17 protein-coding genes are annotated in these 14,259 nt (G+C 68.9%); 11 read left to right on the forward strand and 6 right to left on the reverse strand.

The genetic code is table 11. From position 1 onward, the window contains the following. The first annotated feature begins 52 nt into the window (after window positions 1-52). Window positions 53-637 carry a TetR/AcrR family transcriptional regulator gene (locus AC1D29_RS27845; protein ID WP_477903702.1) on the forward strand — a complete coding sequence of 195 codons (585 nt, stop codon included), beginning with the start codon at window positions 53-55 and terminating at the stop codon, window positions 635-637. 113 nt (window positions 638-750) lie between these two features. Then, the gene (locus AC1D29_RS27850; RefSeq protein ID WP_477903704.1) at window positions 751-1,524 is read left to right on the forward strand and encodes an SDR family NAD(P)-dependent oxidoreductase; all 774 of its coding nucleotides are present in this window, start codon (window positions 751-753) and stop codon (window positions 1,522-1,524) included. Window positions 1,525-1,581: 57 nt separating this feature from the next. Here the strand turns inward: AC1D29_RS27850 and AC1D29_RS27855 are convergent, their stop codons facing one another. From AC1D29_RS27855 to flgA, 3 genes are all read right to left on the reverse strand, one after another. Further along, complete coding sequence (locus tag AC1D29_RS27855; protein WP_477903706.1) at window positions 1,582-1,974, reverse strand: hypothetical protein; 393 nt, start codon at window positions 1,972-1,974, stop codon at window positions 1,582-1,584. A gap of 4 nt (window positions 1,975-1,978) precedes the next feature. After that, the gene (flgM, locus tag AC1D29_RS27860; RefSeq protein WP_477903708.1) at window positions 1,979-2,308 is read right to left on the reverse strand and encodes a flagellar biosynthesis anti-sigma factor FlgM; all 330 of its coding nucleotides are present in this window, start codon (window positions 2,306-2,308) and stop codon (window positions 1,979-1,981) included. Window positions 2,309-2,446: 138 nt separating this feature from the next. Continuing rightward, window positions 2,447-3,157 carry a flagellar basal body P-ring formation chaperone FlgA gene (gene flgA, locus AC1D29_RS27865; RefSeq protein WP_477903710.1) on the reverse strand — a complete coding sequence of 237 codons (711 nt, stop codon included), beginning with the start codon at window positions 3,155-3,157 and terminating at the stop codon, window positions 2,447-2,449. Window positions 3,158-3,302: 145 nt separating this feature from the next. Between flgA and flgB the strand changes: the two genes are divergently transcribed. The 7 genes from flgB to AC1D29_RS27900 are packed head-to-tail and all read left to right on the forward strand — an operon-like array spanning window position 3,303 to window position 8,389. After that, complete coding sequence (flgB, locus tag AC1D29_RS27870; RefSeq protein ID WP_477903712.1) at window positions 3,303-3,716, forward strand: flagellar basal body rod protein FlgB; 414 nt, start codon at window positions 3,303-3,305, stop codon at window positions 3,714-3,716. A gap of 13 nt (window positions 3,717-3,729) precedes the next feature. Beyond that, the gene (gene flgC / locus AC1D29_RS27875) at window positions 3,730-4,146 is read left to right on the forward strand and encodes a flagellar basal body rod protein FlgC (protein WP_477903714.1); all 417 of its coding nucleotides are present in this window, start codon (window positions 3,730-3,732) and stop codon (window positions 4,144-4,146) included. Next, window positions 4,146-4,787, forward strand: coding sequence for a flagellar hook assembly protein FlgD (locus AC1D29_RS27880; RefSeq protein WP_477903716.1), 642 nt, complete (start codon window positions 4,146-4,148; stop codon window positions 4,785-4,787). The genes flgC and AC1D29_RS27880 overlap by 1 nt, the downstream gene beginning before the upstream one ends. 54 nt (window positions 4,788-4,841) lie before the next feature. Continuing rightward, entirely contained in the window at window positions 4,842-6,158 is a 1,317-nt protein-coding gene (flgE, locus tag AC1D29_RS27885) for a flagellar hook protein FlgE (RefSeq protein ID WP_477903718.1), read from the forward strand. Between the two features lie 25 nt (window positions 6,159-6,183). Then, entirely contained in the window at window positions 6,184-6,915 is a 732-nt protein-coding gene (gene flgF / locus AC1D29_RS27890; protein ID WP_477903720.1) for a flagellar basal-body rod protein FlgF, read from the forward strand. Window positions 6,916-6,926: 11 nt separating this feature from the next. Continuing rightward, window positions 6,927-7,709 carry a flagellar basal-body rod protein FlgG gene (flgG, locus tag AC1D29_RS27895; RefSeq protein ID WP_477903722.1) on the forward strand — a complete coding sequence of 261 codons (783 nt, stop codon included), beginning with the start codon at window positions 6,927-6,929 and terminating at the stop codon, window positions 7,707-7,709. Window positions 7,710-7,720: 11 nt separating this feature from the next. Beyond that, window positions 7,721-8,389 carry a flagellar basal body L-ring protein FlgH gene (locus AC1D29_RS27900; protein ID WP_477903724.1) on the forward strand — a complete coding sequence of 223 codons (669 nt, stop codon included), beginning with the start codon at window positions 7,721-7,723 and terminating at the stop codon, window positions 8,387-8,389. A gap of 18 nt (window positions 8,390-8,407) precedes the next feature. On the opposite strand, the gene AC1D29_RS27905 is transcribed toward AC1D29_RS27900, so the two are convergent. Genes AC1D29_RS27905 through AC1D29_RS27915 form a run of 3 tightly spaced genes read right to left on the reverse strand, consistent with a single transcriptional unit; the run spans window position 8,408 to window position 11,734 of the window. Continuing rightward, a complete protein-coding gene (locus AC1D29_RS27905; protein ID WP_477903726.1) occupies window positions 8,408-9,676 on the reverse strand; it encodes an amidohydrolase in 1,269 nt (422 codons plus the stop codon). A gap of 46 nt (window positions 9,677-9,722) precedes the next feature. Further along, a complete protein-coding gene (locus tag AC1D29_RS27910) occupies window positions 9,723-10,643 on the reverse strand; it encodes a glucosamine inositolphosphorylceramide transferase family protein (protein WP_477903728.1) in 921 nt (306 codons plus the stop codon). Further along, window positions 10,643-11,734 carry a glycosyltransferase gene (locus tag AC1D29_RS27915; protein ID WP_477903730.1) on the reverse strand — a complete coding sequence of 364 codons (1,092 nt, stop codon included), beginning with the start codon at window positions 11,732-11,734 and terminating at the stop codon, window positions 10,643-10,645. Before AC1D29_RS27915 ends, AC1D29_RS27910 begins: the two co-directional genes overlap by 1 nt. A gap of 550 nt (window positions 11,735-12,284) precedes the next feature. On the opposite strand from AC1D29_RS27915, the gene AC1D29_RS27920 reads away from it, so the two are divergent. Then, on the forward strand, window positions 12,285-13,382 hold the full coding sequence (locus AC1D29_RS27920; protein WP_477903851.1) for a flagellar basal body P-ring protein FlgI: 1,098 nt from the start codon (window positions 12,285-12,287) through the stop codon (window positions 13,380-13,382). Then, window positions 13,382-14,251: a flagellar assembly peptidoglycan hydrolase FlgJ gene (flgJ, locus tag AC1D29_RS27925; protein WP_477903732.1), complete on the forward strand. Its 870-nt coding sequence runs from the start codon at window positions 13,382-13,384 to the stop codon at window positions 14,249-14,251. Before AC1D29_RS27920 ends, flgJ begins: the two co-directional genes overlap by 1 nt. Window positions 14,252-14,259: the final 8 nt, after the last annotated feature.

The following is a 14,259-nucleotide window of genomic DNA, read 5'->3' on the forward strand; positions in this document are numbered from 1 at the left end:
TGGTAGGTAAATTCCGTGCATCGACTTTGTGCCGGCGCCTTGCCGGCCCGCCATGAAGCATTTCTCCGAACTGAGCCCCGCAGCCGAACGCGTCGTCGACGCCGCCGAGGGCCTGCTGCAGCAGCAGGGCTACAACGGCTTTTCCTACGACGACGTGGCGCAGCAGGTGGGCATCAAGAAGCCCAGCGTGCACCACCACTTCCCGACCAAGGCGGACCTGGCCGCCATGGTGGTGCAGCGCTACACGCACCGCTTCCGCGAGGAGTTGCTGCGCATCGACGGCAGCCACGCGCGTGCCCGTGACCGGCTTGCCGCCTACGCCGCGCTGTTCGACAGCACCTTCGCCCGCGAGCGCCGCCTGTGCGTCTGCGGCATGCTGGGCGCCGAGGCGCATGACCTGCCCGAGGCCGTACGCGACGAGGTGGCGCGCTTCTTCGGCATCAACCTGCGCTGGCTGCAGGAGGCCTTCGAGCTGGGCCAGCGCGAGGGCGCCCTGAGCCGGGCCAGCCAGCCCGAGGCGTTGGCGCGCGCCTATCTCTGCGCCCTCGAAGGCGCGATGGTCGTGGGCCGCGGCCTGGCCAACGACCAGGGCCCGTCCACCGTCGGCCGCGCCATGCTCAATCTCTGCTGGCCGTAGCAGCCGGCGCTCTCAACATTCCCAACCCGGCACCGCGCGGCGCGGAGGTGCACCCACGGGTATTTTTCCGCCCGCAATACCTACCAATTGGATGGTAGTCAAAGGAGATGAAAATGACCCAGAACTTCAGCGGCCGCAAGGCGCTCATCATCGGCGGCGGCAGCGGCATTGGCGCCCAGGTGGCAGCCGATCTGCTCGCCCAGGGCGCCCACCTGGTGCTGGTGGGGCGCAGCGTCGCCAAGCTGCAGGCCGTGGTCGAGCGGCTGGATGCGCCGGACCGCGTGGCCACCATCGCCGCGGACATCACGACGCCGGCGGGTTTCGAGGCCGTCACGCAGGCACTGCACGGGCCGCACCGGGACGTCGACCTGTTCGTCAACGCGTCCGGCGTGTTCGTGCCCAAGCCCTTCCTCGCCCATGAGCCGGCCGACTACGACGCCTATCACGACCTCAACCGGGCCAGCTTCTTCCTGACCCAGGCGGTTGCGCGCCAGTGGGTGGAGAGCCAGCGCCCGGGTGCCATCGTCAGCATCGGCTCCATGTGGGCCAGGCAGGCCGTCGCGGCCACGCCGTCCTCGGCGTATTCCATGGCCAAGGCCGGCCTGCACGCGCTGACCCAGCATCTGGCGATGGAGCTGGCGCCGCACGGCATCCGCGTCAACGCGGTCGCGCCGGCCGTCGTCGCGACGCCGATTTACGAGAGCTTCATCGCCAAGGACCAGGTCGAGACGACGCTGCGCGGCTTTGACGGCTTCCACCCGCTGGGTCGCGTGGGCCAGCCGCGGGATGTCGCCAGCGTCGTCGCCTTCCTGCTGTCGGAGCAGGCAAGCTGGGTCACCGGCGCGGTGTGGGACGTGGACGGCGGCGTGATGGCCGGCCGCAACTGAGGCCAGCGGGCACAAAAAAGCCACCTCGCGAGGTGGCTTTCGTTGCGGCTGTGCGCTTCAGGCCGTGAAGCTGCCGCCGCCCACGCTGCGGCGCTCGGCCTTGCCGCCGGCGCCATACAGGCCGGTGGGCTCGCTGGGGATCAGCACGTCCAGCGCGCGGTCCAGCGACGCGTTGCCGCGGGCCAGCGTCTCACGCTGGGCAGCCAGCAGGCCACCGGCACGCACCAGGCGGTTGCGCAGCGCGGCGGGCACGCTGCCGGTGCGGGCGGCTTCGCTGAAGCTTTGCACCGCGCGCGCCAGGTGCTGGTGCAGCTCGGCCGAATGCTGCTCGATGGCCGCGGCATCGCGGCGGGCCAGCGCATCGCCTAGCTGGTTCAGCGCCGCCTCGACAGCAAGCAACGGCTGTTCAAGTTCGGGGCTGAGCGGGGTGGACGAGGCGATGGCTGTCATTGGATTAGTGCTTGTTGGCGCGCGCACTCAGCAATTCTTGCGCATTCGAGACCAACTTGTCCGCAATCGCACTGGCGTTGATCGTGAACTTGCCCTCGGAGATGGCTTGCGAGATGCGCTGGACCTTGGCGGCGTCGAAGCTGCCGTCGTCCGGGCCGGCGCTGGCGGCCAGCTGGGCGGCGCTGGAAATGGCGACCTGGGCGCTGGGCGCCGGCGCGGCTGCCGTCTGGCGGACGGTGTCGGTCGTGACCGAAGCCTCCGGCTTTCGCGCGGCGGGGCGCTGCTCGGCCTTGGCCGGGCCGGCGCTTCCTTCAGGGCTGTTACCGATCTTCATGAGCTTCTCCAGGGTGCGGGGCGGACCCCGCATGGGGCATTGCAGGGGAGTTTCCCCTTGTATCGGCCCCCAGCCTAGGAACTTGAGCGGGAATTGGCGGTTTTTTGCCGCCAGCTCCGGCGATCCGTGGTGCCCGGCTCACAGCAGCAGCTCCACTTTGCGCTCGCCGACCGCCCGGCCGCTGGCCACGCGCCCACTCTCGAAGCGCACGCGAACCTCCTGGCCCTCGATGCCGGCACTCATGGCCTGCGCCTCCGACGACAGCGCAAAACCCTCGCCGGCGACACGCACCTGCACGGTCTCGCCGGCCGCAAACCATTGGCGCGACTTCAACGCCGGCGCGCGCAAGGCCTCGGAGGCCGCCACCGGCCGCGCCAGCACCCGGCCCACCAGCAGGGCGGGGTCGGTGAACACGGCGCCCGGTTCGGCTGCGATATCGATATCGGCCAGCGCGAGCTGGTCTTGAGACAAATTCACGCCCGCCGGCAGCGGGCCGCTGGCGACGACCGCGCGGCCGAAGACGGCGACGCGCACCGGCAGCGTGACGTTCCAGCGCGCGACGCCATCCGTGCAGCGCAGGCCGATGCGGCTGCGGCCCCAGACGGCCATGCCGGGCGGCAGGTAGGGCTGGATCTGCTGGCAGGGCGCCAGGCGCAGCCGGGCGTCCAGCGCGCCGATCTCGACGGCGACGCGGGTGTTGGGGGGCACCGCCGCCCGGGCAGCGGTCTCGGCAAGCTGGCGCACGCGCTCGATGAGCGCGGGGTCAAGGACGGTCTGGGGCGCCGTCTGGGCCTGGGCACAAAGCCCGGTGAACAGACAGCACAGCAGGAACGCAATTCGACGCAGCATGGCCGCCACTCTAGAGATGGGGAGGCATTCGCTAGGTCGGAATTGAGCTGCTTTGCTGCCGCTAATCCCGCTCATGTTTTCGGCCCTGGTTCAGACAATTTGCGCAAGGAGCTTTCCCGCTTCGCTCCCTCGAAAGAGGCCCCAGATGTTGAACCGACTCACCGACACGCTGAATTTCCAGACCCAGGCGCTCACGCTGCGGGCGGAGCGCCAGCGCCTGCTCGCCAGCAACATCGCCAATGCCGACACGCCGGGCTACCAGGCCCGCGAGATCGACTTCGCCCGGGCGCTGCGCGAGGCCACCGGCGAAGTCGGCACGCCCGGCGCGCTTGCCGCCACCCAGCGCGGCCACATCGCGCCGCTGGCCGGCGCCCGCGGCGAAAGCGGCAAGGAATACGCGCTGCAGTCCCAGACCAGCCTGGACAGCAACGGCGTGGACATGGACCGCGAGCGCGCCAGCTTCGCGGACAACTCGGTGAAGTACGAAGCCACGCTGCGATTCATCAACAGCTCCGTGCGCACGACGCTGGACGCGATGAAGTCGCCCAACCAAGGCTGAGGAGAACTAGACCATGTCCATGTTCCAGATCTTCAATGTCGCCGGCAGCGCGGTCAGCGCGCAGAGCCAGCGACTCAACGTGGTGGCCAGCAACCTGGCCAACGCCGACACGGTGGCCGGCCCCGACGGCCAGGCCTACAAGGCACGCCAGGTCGTCTTCCAGACGGCGCTGATGGGCGCGGGCAACGACAGCGGCAACGCTGGCGTGCGCGTGACCAACATCAGCGAAGACCAGACGCCCGGCCGCCGCGTCCACGACCCCAAGCATCCGCAGGCAGACGCCGATGGCTATGTGACCTATTCCAACGTGAACACGGTGGAAGAGATGGTCAACATGATCTCGGCGTCGCGCTCCTATCAAAACAACATCGAGGTGATGAGCACGGCCAAGAGCCTGCTGCTCAAGACCCTCCAACTGGGTCAAAGCTGATGGACATCACCGCACTCAACGGCAGCACGACGGGCGCCCCGACCGTCTCCGCCAAGAACGCCGCCGAAACCCAGGACCGCTTCCTGAAGCTGCTCGTCGCACAGATGAACAACCAGGACCCGCTGAACCCGATGGACAACGCCCAGGTGACGAGCCAGATGGCGCAGATCCAGCAGGTGACCAGCCTGTCCACGCTGGACACCAGCATCAAGGGCCTGGGCGGCCAGCTCGGCCAGATGCAGGCGCTGCAGTCCATCTCGCTGGTGGGCCGCGAGGTCAGCGTGCCCAGCGACAAGATCGAAGTCACCGAAGGCGTGGCCGAAGGCAGCTACGAGCTGGACGGCGCGGCCAAGAACGTGAAGCTCGAGATCCTCGGCGCTGCCGGCAACGTCATCGACACCCAGCAGCTCGGCGCCCAGGGCTCCGGCCGCCAGACCTTCACCTGGAACGCCGGCAGCCTGGCCGCCAACGGCAGCGAGGTGAAGTACCGCATCACGGCCACCAACGGCACCGCGGCCGTGCCGTCGACGACCTACGCCTACGACAAGGTCAACGCCGTCTACAGCGAGAACGGCAGCCTCAAGCTCAATCTCGATCGCCTCGGCCCCGTGGACTACACCAGCGTCTCGGCCGTCAACTGACCCGCCCCGCCCCCCTTTTTCACCCGCTTCCCGCACGACAGCAAGGACTCCAACATGAGCTTCCAGCAAGGCCTTTCCGGGCTCAACGCCGCGTCCAAGAACCTCGACGTCATCGGCAACAACATCGCCAACTCGGGCACCTACGGCGCCAAGGGCTCGCGTGCCGAGTTCTCCGACGTCTATGCGGCGGCGCTGAACGGCGCGGGTCAGAACCAGGTCGGCATCGGTACCAGCCTGCAAGCCGTGGCCCAGCAGTTCACGCAGGGCAACATCACGACGACCGAGAACCCGATGGACCTCGCCATCAACGGCGGCGGCTTCTTCCAGGTCAGCGACGGCGTCAACCCGACGCGCTACAGCCGCAATGGCCAGTTCAAGGTCAGCAAGGACGGCTTCATCGTCAACAACGACCAGCTCAAGCTGATGGGCTACCCGGCCAACGGCGCCGGCGTCATCCAGCCCGGCACGGCGCAGCCGCTGCAGCTGCCCACCGGCGGCATCCCGCCAGCTGTGACGTCTGACGTCAAGATGGAATTCAACCTCGACTCCCGCCTGAAGACCACGGCGCCCGGCGGCGGCACCGCGACCGGCATGGACTTGAAGGACAGCGCAACGTACAACAACGCGACGTCCATGACCGTCTACGACGCCAAGGGCCAGGACGTGGCCGTGACCTTCTACTTCCAGAAGTCCGCCACCGCCGCCGACGGCAGCGACACCTGGAACGTCTACGCCACCGCCAACGGCACGCCCTTCGACACCGACGCCAGCGGCGCCGCGATCGCGCTGGACGCCTTCGGCAACCCGACGGCGCCGTACACCACCATCACCTTCCCGCCCACCGGCGGCTCGCCGACCAGCCCGACGGCACCCATCACGATGAACATTCCCGCCGCCACCAGCGCGCGCGGCAATGCGACGCTGGCCATCCCCGGCATCCAGCTCGACATGACCGGCGCCACCGAGAACGGCAGCAGCTTCGCCGTGACCAACCTGACGCAGGACGGCTACGCGCCGGGCCAGCTGACCGGCATCCAGGTCGCCAACAACGGCGTCATCCAGGCCCGCTACTCCAACGGCCAGAGCAAGCCCGCCGGCCAGATCGAACTGGCCAGCTTCCGCAACCCGCAAGGCCTGCAGACCATGGGCGGCAACGTCTGGATCCGCACCGTCAACTCGGGCGACGCCGTCGTCGGCGTGCCGGGCGACGGCAACATGGGCGCGCTGCAGTCCGGCGCGCTGGAGGAAAGCAACGTCGACCTGACCGCCGAGCTGGTCAACATGGTGACGGCGCAGCGTGCCTACCAAGCCAATGCGCAGACGATCAAGACGCAGGACCAGGTCCTGCAGACCATCGTCAACCTGCGCTGATCAAGACAAAGGCTGAGGACGCGCGATGGACCGCATGATCTACCTCTCGATGGCCGGCGCGAAGGCGGCCATGCAGCGGCAGGACGTGCTCTCGCACAACCTCGCCAACGTCACGACCAACGGCTTCCGTGCCGAGCTGCAGGCCTTCCGCGCCGTGCCGGTGCGCGGCGACGGCGCGTCCACGCGCGCCTTCGCGCTGGAAACCACCATCGGCTACAACGACGCCCAGGGCCCGCTGACGCCCACCGGCCGCAACCTGGACGTGGCCATGCAGGGCAACGCCTGGCTGGCCGTGCAGGCCAACGACGGCACCGAGGCCTACACCCGTGCCGGCTCGCTGGACGTGAATGCCGAAGGCTTGCTGGTCATGCGCAACGGCCTGCCCGTGCTGGGCGACGGCGGCCCCATCAACGTGCCGCCCAACAGCGCGGTGGAGATCGGCAGCGACGGCACCATCAGCGCCAAGTCGCCCAACCAGAAGCCCACCACCATCGGCCGGCTCAAGCTCGTCACGCCCGAGGCGCCCAACCAGCTCACGCGCGGGGACGACGGGCTGTTCCGCGCCGCCGACGGCGACCTGCCCGCCAACCAGGCCGCCCGCCTGCAGGACGGCGCGCTGGAGGGCTCCAACGTCAGCCCCGTCGAGACCATGGTGTCCATGATCGCCGCGGGCCGCCAATTCGAGCAGCAGATGAAGCTGCTGCAGATCGCCCAGACCCAGGGCCAGCAATCCGCCAAGCTGCTCGGCAGCACCTAAGGAACCCAGCCATGATGCGCTCGCTCTGGATCGCCAAGACCGGCATGGAAGCCCAGCAGACCCAGCTGGACAACATCTCGCACAACCTCGCCAACGTGGCCACCAACGGCTACAAGCGCTCGCACGCGGTCTTCGAGGATCTGATCTACCAGAACATGCGCCAGGCCGGCGCCAACAGCACCGAGCAGACGACGTTGCCCACCGGCTTGCAGGTGGGCCTGGGCGTGCGCCCCGTGGCCACCGCGCGCATCTACACGCAGGGCAACCTGCAGCAGACCAGCAACAACCTGGACCTGGCCATCAAGGGCGACGGCTTCTTCCAGATCCAGATGCCCGATGGCACCACGTCGTACACCCGCGACGGCAGCTTCCAGCTCAACGCCAACGGCCAGATGGTCACCAGCAATGGCTACACGCTGCTGCCCGGCGTCACGATCCCGCAGAACGCGCAGAGCCTGACCATCGGCAACGACGGCACGGTCAGCGTGACGCTGCCCGGCCAGGCCACGCCGCAGACCGTCGGCCAGCTGCAGCTGGCCAACTTCGTGAACCCGGCCGGCCTGGACCCCAAGGGCCAGAACCTGTTCGCCGAAACCGCCGCCAGCGGCACGCCCAACACCGGCGCGCCCAACAACAACGGCATGGGCGCGCTGCAGCAGGGCTTCGTCGAAACGTCCAACGTCAATGTCGTCGAGGAGCTGGTGCAGATGATCCAGACCCAGCGCGCCTACGAGCTGAACTCCAAGGCAGTCCAAACCTCGGACCAGATGCTGCAGAAGCTGGCCCAGATCTGAGCACCTCCGCCATGAAGACCCTCACCCTGCTCGCCGCCACCGCCCTGCTCGTCGGCTGCGCCACGCCCTACCCCGAGCCCCAGGTCGAGCTGGCGCATACGCCCGTCGTCAACCTGCCGCCGGTGCAGCCGATGGCGGCGTCCAACGGCGCCATCTACCAGGCGGCCAGCTACCGTCCGCTGTTCGAAGACCACCGCGCGCGGCTGGTGGGCGACACGCTGACGATCAACATCACCGAGCGCGTGTCGGCCTCGCAGACCAGCACCAGCGAACTGAGCAAGACCGGCAGCCTGTCCGCCGGCATCAGCGCCGTGCCGGGCATCTCGCCCAAGGCCTTTGCCCGTGCGACGGCCGAAGCAACCTCCGCCAATGACAACAAGGGCAAGGGCAGCAACCAGAACACCAACGAGTTCACCGGCGCCATCACGGCGGTCGTCACCGGCGTGCTGCCCAACGGCCACCTGATGATCAGCGGCGAGAAGCAGATCGGCGTGAACCGCAATGTCGACGTGCTGCGCTTCTCCGGCCAGGTGGACCCGCGCATGATTGCCCAGGGCAATGCCGTGCCGTCCACATCGGTCGCCAACGTGCGCATCGAGCAGCGCGGCCGCGGCGCCACATCGGACGCTCACGCGGTGGGCTGGCTGTCACGCTTCTTCTTGAACATCGCCCCGAGCTGAGGCGGCGCCCGCGTCGGATCAGCCCGCCTGGCTGGCAAGGTAGTCGACGGCCAGGTTGGCCAGCGCCCTGACGCCCACCTCCAGCCCGCGCTCGTCGACGATGAAGCGCGGCGAGTGGTTGGAGTAGGCCTTGCTAGGCTCGATGTCCGGCGGCGTGACGCCGACGAAGAAGAACAGGCCCGGGATCAGCCGCTGGAAGAAGGAGAAATCCTCCGCGCCGGTCGCCTTGGGCACGACCTCGATGCCCATGGGGCGGGGACCCGTGCTGGCCACGCGCGTCAGCGTGGGCACCATCGCTTCCGTCAGCACCGGGTCGTTGCGCGTCACCGGGTAGTTCTTCGTGATGCAGACCTTGCAGGTGGCGCGCGACCCGGCCGAGATGCCCTCGGCCATCGTGATGACGCGCTCGTGAATGGCGTCGCGCATGCCCTCGTCGAAGCTGCGGATGGTGCCGCGCATCTCCACCGAGTCCGGGATGATGTTCTCGCGCACGCCGCCCTTGATCGCGCCGATGGTGACGACGGCCGGCTCGCGGTTCAGGTCCAGCGTGCGGCTGACGATGGTCTGCAGGCCCAGCACGATCTGCGCCGACGTGACGATGGGGTCCACACCCAGCCAGGGCGCGGCGCCGTGGGTCTGCTTGCCCTGCACGGTGATCTTGAGCTTGTCGCTGCTCGCCATCGTCGGCCCGGGCCGGTAGCCGATGACACCGGCCGGCTGACGGGACGTGACATGCAGGCCGAAGATGGCGCCGGGCGTCGGGTTCTCCAGCGCGCCTTCCTTGATCATCAGCGCCGCGCCGCCTTCCTCGCCCTCCGGCGGCATTTCCTCGGCGGGCTGGAACAGGAACTTGATCGTGCCGGGGATGTCGGCGCGCAGGCCGGCCAGGATGCTGGCCACGCCCATCAGGATGGCGACATGGCAGTCATGCCCGCAGGCATGCATGACGCCGACCTCCTCGCCATTCCAGACCGCACGGGCCTTGGACGCGAACGGCAGCTCGACCTCCTCGGTGACGGGCAGCCCGTCCATGTCGGCGCGCAGCGCGACGACACCACCGGGCTTGCCGCCCTTGAGCAGACCGACGACACCGGTGTGGGCGACGCCCGTCTTGACCTCGTCAAAACCCAGCGAACGCAGATGCTCGGCAACGATGGACGCGGTGCGGAACTCGCGGTTGCCCAGCTCCGGGTGCTGATGCAGGTCGCGCCGCCAGGCGATGACCTGGGGCTCCAAGGCCGCCGTCAGCGCGGCGATGCGTTCGCTCAGGGTGGGCTGCGGGCTCATGACGGCCCATGGTAGACCTCGACGGCCGCCCTGTGCATGGGCCGTGTCAGCCGCCCAACAGGCGCTTTACGCGACGTTTCATGTCCAGCCATTGGCGGCCGCGCGAGCGGTCGATGCGCTTCACGTCGATCAGCGTCAGGCCGCCGCAACCGGTCAGCGTGTGCAGGCCGGCCGTGTGGCTGTCGCTGGCGAGGTCGCCGGTCAAGCGCTCCGTGGCGGCCTCGATGTCGACGCGCTCCGGCGTCAGCCGCGGGAAGCGCAGCAGCCGGGTCGCGCCGCCGTAGCCGGTGGAGCAGTCCTGCACCGGCAGCGTCAGCACGCCGTCACGGCCGACGAAGGGGCGGCCTGCCGGCCGGGCGCCGTCACGATTGACGCGCACCGGATTGGCGGCCAACGGCGTCCACGGCCCGGTCAGCGCCGGGGCGTGGGCAATGTGCAGCTCGCGCTGGTCCCGTGCGCCAGTTCCGACCAGTGTGTAGAACATCCACCAGCGTCCCTGGTGCTCGATCAGCGACGCATCCGCGCCGGGCAGGCCGCCCAGCAGCGCGCATTCGCGCTCCCAGCGGTCCAGCGAAGCGTCCGTCGCGCGGTACAGCGCGATCTCGCCCGCCTGGTAGCTCTCCGGCACCATCCACGTCTCGCCGTCGTGCTCAAAGACCTGCGGGTAGGACAGATGAAACGGCCGGTCCAGCACCGTCGCCTGGCCGCGCCAGGTCAGGTCGTCCAGCCCGAACTCATGCCGCTCCAGCGTGGCGCGCTTGATGCGGTAGTCATAGGCCTCCACGAAGACATGCAGGGCGTCGCCGCGCACCAGGCCGAAGGGGTCGGCCAGGTAGCGCCAGGGGCCGGCGTCCGGCAACCAGGTGATGTGGCCGCGCGCCGCGCTCAGCGTGCGCGCATCGAGGTCTTCAAGGGCAACGGGAACGATGCCGACCTGCCAGAAGTCGGTGCGCGGCCTTTTGAACATCAGAACTGCTGGGCGGCGTAGGCCTCGTCCTCGTCCTCGAAGTGCTGGGCCAGGGCGGCCCGATGAAGCATGACGTCGCGGTAGAAGCCCAGCGTGCGGGCCACCGCGTTGGCGCGATCGTAAGCGGCCGTCGCATAACGCACGGCGCGCTGCTGCGGCGCCAGCGAGCGCAGCCGCACCAGTTCTTCGGCGATGGCGCGACCCAGCAGTTGCGCGTCACCGACCGGCACCAGCCGCGCCGGCTGGCCGGCCAGCATCTCGCGCGGGCCTTGCGTGGCGGTGGACAGCACGGGCCGTCCGGCGCGCATGGCCTCCAGGATGGCCAGCGGGAAGGCTTCCTCGCGCGACGGCGACACGAACAGGTCGAAGGACTTCAGCGCCTGGTCGACGTCGCTGCGATAGCCCAGCAGGCGGATGCGGGCGTCGCCCGCCGCCAGCGCCTTCAGCGCGGCTTCGTCCGGACCCTCGCCCAGGATGGCCAGCACGGCATCGGCCGGCGCGTGGGCCTTGAAGCCGGCGATCAGCAAGTCCATGCCCTTGCTGACGTGCAGGCGGCCGACGCTGCCGACCAGCAGTTGGCCGGGCGCCAGGCCCAGTTCGGCGCGCAGGTCGGTGTGGCGGGCGGCGGCTGCGGCGTCGCGCTCCGGTGCCCAGTTGTAGATGACGCTGGCCAGCGAGTCGCCCGCAGGCAGGCCTTCGTGCTGGGCACGGTTGACGCAGACCAGACCGTCCAGCCGCGCGTGGTGGTGGGCCTTGTAGCCGACGTGCAGCGTGCCGACGCGCGCCGCGCGGCCGGCATGGGCGACCGCCTTGCAGGCCGGGCCGAGGTGGCCGTGGCAGACGTCGGCGCCCAGGCGGCGCGCCAGCGCCGCGACGCGCCAGCCGCGCAGCAGCGGCAGTTTCAGCCCATGAAAACGCACGCCCGGCGCCAGCGCAGCGGCGACCGCCGAGCCGGCCGAGCCAATGACGTGGACGCGGTGGCCAAGCGCCGCCTGGGCGTTGGCGAGGTCGATGCAATGCCGCTCACCGCCCGCGATGCGGGACGAAAACACGACATGAACCAGGGTCAGCGGTTCGAAGGGCGGGGGCATGGCAGGTCTTGCAAACGAATGCAGCTCGGTCGGCAAATAAAACTTTACTGACAGACACATTCAGAAACCTGTCCCCACCACCCCGGACTGGGTGGTCGCCGGCACTGCATTCCGTGTGAAAAGCCGCCAAACGGCGCGATCTGCGGGAAAACCTGCAGCACGACCGCCGGCGGCGACGCCATACCGGCGCTTCTGCCGCTTTCGGACGGGCCGAAATTGGGATTGACAGGATCTCACGCGAAGCAGCCGTCGACCTGAGCCCAAGCTTGCAAAGGAAAAGCCGCCGGACCGGGCGGGTCGGGCGGCTTCAGTAGCCTGGGATCAGATTTCAGCGAACGCCGGGCGTGGAGGATGGCAAGGATCGCTGTGCTGTCTGCGCCTCAGTTGTCCAAGGTCGCCAGTGGCCGCCCAAGCGGGCGCTCCTTACAGCGTGAAAAAACCCTCGCCCGGCGCGGCTGGCGCCGCTACGGTTTTGAAAAGGGGGGGCGACGCTGCCCTTTTCGTCGGCTTCGCGGTCTCAAGCATCCGCAGAATCGGTCGAGTGAAGTACCTGCAATCCCTCCTCCTCAGCCTGGCCATCGTGCTGGCGCCCGTGGCCCCTGCCCAGGCCGCCCGCATCAAGGAAGTCGCGTCCGTGGCCGGCGTGCGCTCCAACCCGTTGACGGGCTACGGCCTGATCGTGGGCCTGGACGGCACCGGCGACCAGACGACGCAGGCGCCCTTCACCGGCCAGAGCCTGACAGCCATGCTGCAGCAGTTCGGCGTGCTGCTGCCCCAGGGCGTGACCATGCAGCCGCGCAACATCGCCGCCGTCATGGTGACGGCGTCGCTGCCACCGTTCGCCCAGCCGGGCCAGCAACTGGACATCAATGTCTCCTCCATCGGCAACGCCAAGAGCCTGCGCGGCGGCACGCTGATCGCGACGCCCCTGCGCGGCGCGGACGGCCAGGTCTACGCCATCGCCCAGGGCAACCTGGTGGTCGGCGGCGCGGGCGCCTCCGCCGGCGGCTCCAAGGTGCAGATCAATCACCTCAGCGCCGGCCGCATCCCCGCGGGCGCGTTGGTGGAGCGCTCGGTGCCGACCCCCCTGTCCCAGGGCGACAGCATCCAGCTGGACCTGAACAGCAGCGACTTCGCGACCGCCCGCGCGGTCGCCCAGGCCATCAACAAGGCCAAGGGCGCCGGCGTGGCCCAGGCGCTGGACGGCCGCGTCGTGCGCGTGCGCGCCCCGGCCACGCCCGATGAGCGCGTCGCCTTCCTGGCCGACGTCGAGAACCTCGCCTTCGACATGGCGACACCGGCGGCCCGCGTGGTCATCAACGCCCGCACCGGCTCCATCGTCATGAATCAGGCCGTCACGCTGTCGGCCTGTGCCGTGGCCCACGGCAGCCTGTCGGTGACCATCAATTCCACGCCCATCATCAGCCAGCCCAATGCGCTGTCGGGCGGCCAGACGACGGTGGCCGAGAAGGCCGACATCTCCATCCGCCAGGAGCCCGGCAGCCTCATCCAGATGCCGGCCGGTGCGCGGCTGTCGGACGTCGTCAAGGCGCTGAACTCCCTCGGCGCCACGCCCCAGGATCTGCTCGCGATCCTGCAGGCCATGAAGAGCGCGGGCGCTTTGAATGCCGAGCTCGAGGTGATCTGATGTCGTCCTTCCAATCCGTTTCCGGCCAGAGCCTGGGCAGCCTCGATTCGCTCAAGGCGGCCGCCTCGCGCGACCCCAAGGCCAGCATCCGCGAAACGGCCAAGCAGTTCGAATCGCTCTTCATGCAGGAAGTCATGAAGAGCATGCGCGCGTCCACGCTGTCCAGCGGCATGCTGGACAACAACGCGACGCAGCTGGGCACGGAGATGCTGGACACCCAGTTCGCCGGCAAGATGAGCGGCCTGCCTGGCGGACTGTCCGAGGCGATCCAGAAGCAGCTGCAGCGCCAGATGGGCATCCAGGACCTGTCGCCCGAAAGCGTCAAGAAGGCCAGCCAGACCACGCTGGCCCAGGCGCTGCCGGCGCTGGCCACCAAGGGCATCCCCAACCACGTGCAGAGCTTCATCCAGCAGCACGACGCGTCGGCCAAGGCGGCATCGGCCGCCACCGGCATCCCGGCCAGCTTCATGGTCGCCCAGGCAGCCCACGAGAGCGGCTGGGGCAAGCGCGAAATCACGGCGGCAGACGGCAGCAAGAGCCACAACGTGTTCGGCATCAAGGCCACGCCGGGCTGGACGGGCAAGACGGTCGACGTGAAGACCACCGAGGTCATCAACGGACAGGCCGTCAAGGTGACGGCCAAGTTCCGCGCCTACGGCAGCTACGACGAGGCTTTCAAGGACTACGCCAAGCTGATCAGCAGCAACGACCGCTACGCCAAGGTCGTGGCGCAGGCCCAGAACGGCAACGCGGCCGGGTTCGCGCGCGGCCTGCAGCAGGCCGGCTACGCGACCGACCCGGCCTATGCCGAGAAGTTGGCCAAGACGATCAACACCACCCAACGCGTGCAGAGCACGCTGATGGCCTGAGGACTGAA

The organism is Roseateles sp. P1_C6, from assembly GCF_056406315.1.

Bases quoted from the DNA above. Each gene is read 5' to 3' on its own strand.
- flgM (WP_477903708.1), bottom strand. From the start codon at position 2,308: ATGAAGATCGGTAACAGCCCTGAAGGAAGCGCCGGCCCGGCCAAGGCC.
- flgE (WP_477903718.1), top strand. From the start codon at position 4,842: ATGAGCTTCCAGCAAGGCCTTTCCGGGCTCAACGCCGCGTCCAAGAAC.
- AC1D29_RS27855 (WP_477903706.1), bottom strand. From the start codon at position 1,974: ATGACAGCCATCGCCTCGTCCACCCCGCTCAGCCCCGAACTTGAACAG.
- AC1D29_RS27880 (WP_477903716.1), top strand. From the start codon at position 4,146: ATGGACATCACCGCACTCAACGGCAGCACGACGGGCGCCCCGACCGTC.
- flgJ (WP_477903732.1), top strand. From the start codon at position 13,382: ATGTCGTCCTTCCAATCCGTTTCCGGCCAGAGCCTGGGCAGCCTCGAT.
- flgC (WP_477903714.1), top strand. From the start codon at position 3,730: ATGTCCATGTTCCAGATCTTCAATGTCGCCGGCAGCGCGGTCAGCGCG.
- AC1D29_RS27850 (WP_477903704.1), top strand. From the start codon at position 751: ATGACCCAGAACTTCAGCGGCCGCAAGGCGCTCATCATCGGCGGCGGC.
- flgB (WP_477903712.1), top strand. From the start codon at position 3,303: ATGTTGAACCGACTCACCGACACGCTGAATTTCCAGACCCAGGCGCTC.
- AC1D29_RS27900 (WP_477903724.1), top strand. From the start codon at position 7,721: ATGAAGACCCTCACCCTGCTCGCCGCCACCGCCCTGCTCGTCGGCTGC.
- flgG (WP_477903722.1), top strand. From the start codon at position 6,927: ATGATGCGCTCGCTCTGGATCGCCAAGACCGGCATGGAAGCCCAGCAG.
- flgA (WP_477903710.1), bottom strand. From the start codon at position 3,157: ATGCTGCGTCGAATTGCGTTCCTGCTGTGCTGTCTGTTCACCGGGCTT.
- AC1D29_RS27915 (WP_477903730.1), bottom strand. From the start codon at position 11,734: ATGCCCCCGCCCTTCGAACCGCTGACCCTGGTTCATGTCGTGTTTTCG.
- flgF (WP_477903720.1), top strand. From the start codon at position 6,184: ATGGACCGCATGATCTACCTCTCGATGGCCGGCGCGAAGGCGGCCATG.
- AC1D29_RS27905 (WP_477903726.1), bottom strand. From the start codon at position 9,676: ATGAGCCCGCAGCCCACCCTGAGCGAACGCATCGCCGCGCTGACGGCG.
- AC1D29_RS27845 (WP_477903702.1), top strand. From the start codon at position 53: ATGAAGCATTTCTCCGAACTGAGCCCCGCAGCCGAACGCGTCGTCGAC.
- AC1D29_RS27910 (WP_477903728.1), bottom strand. From the start codon at position 10,643: ATGTTCAAAAGGCCGCGCACCGACTTCTGGCAGGTCGGCATCGTTCCC.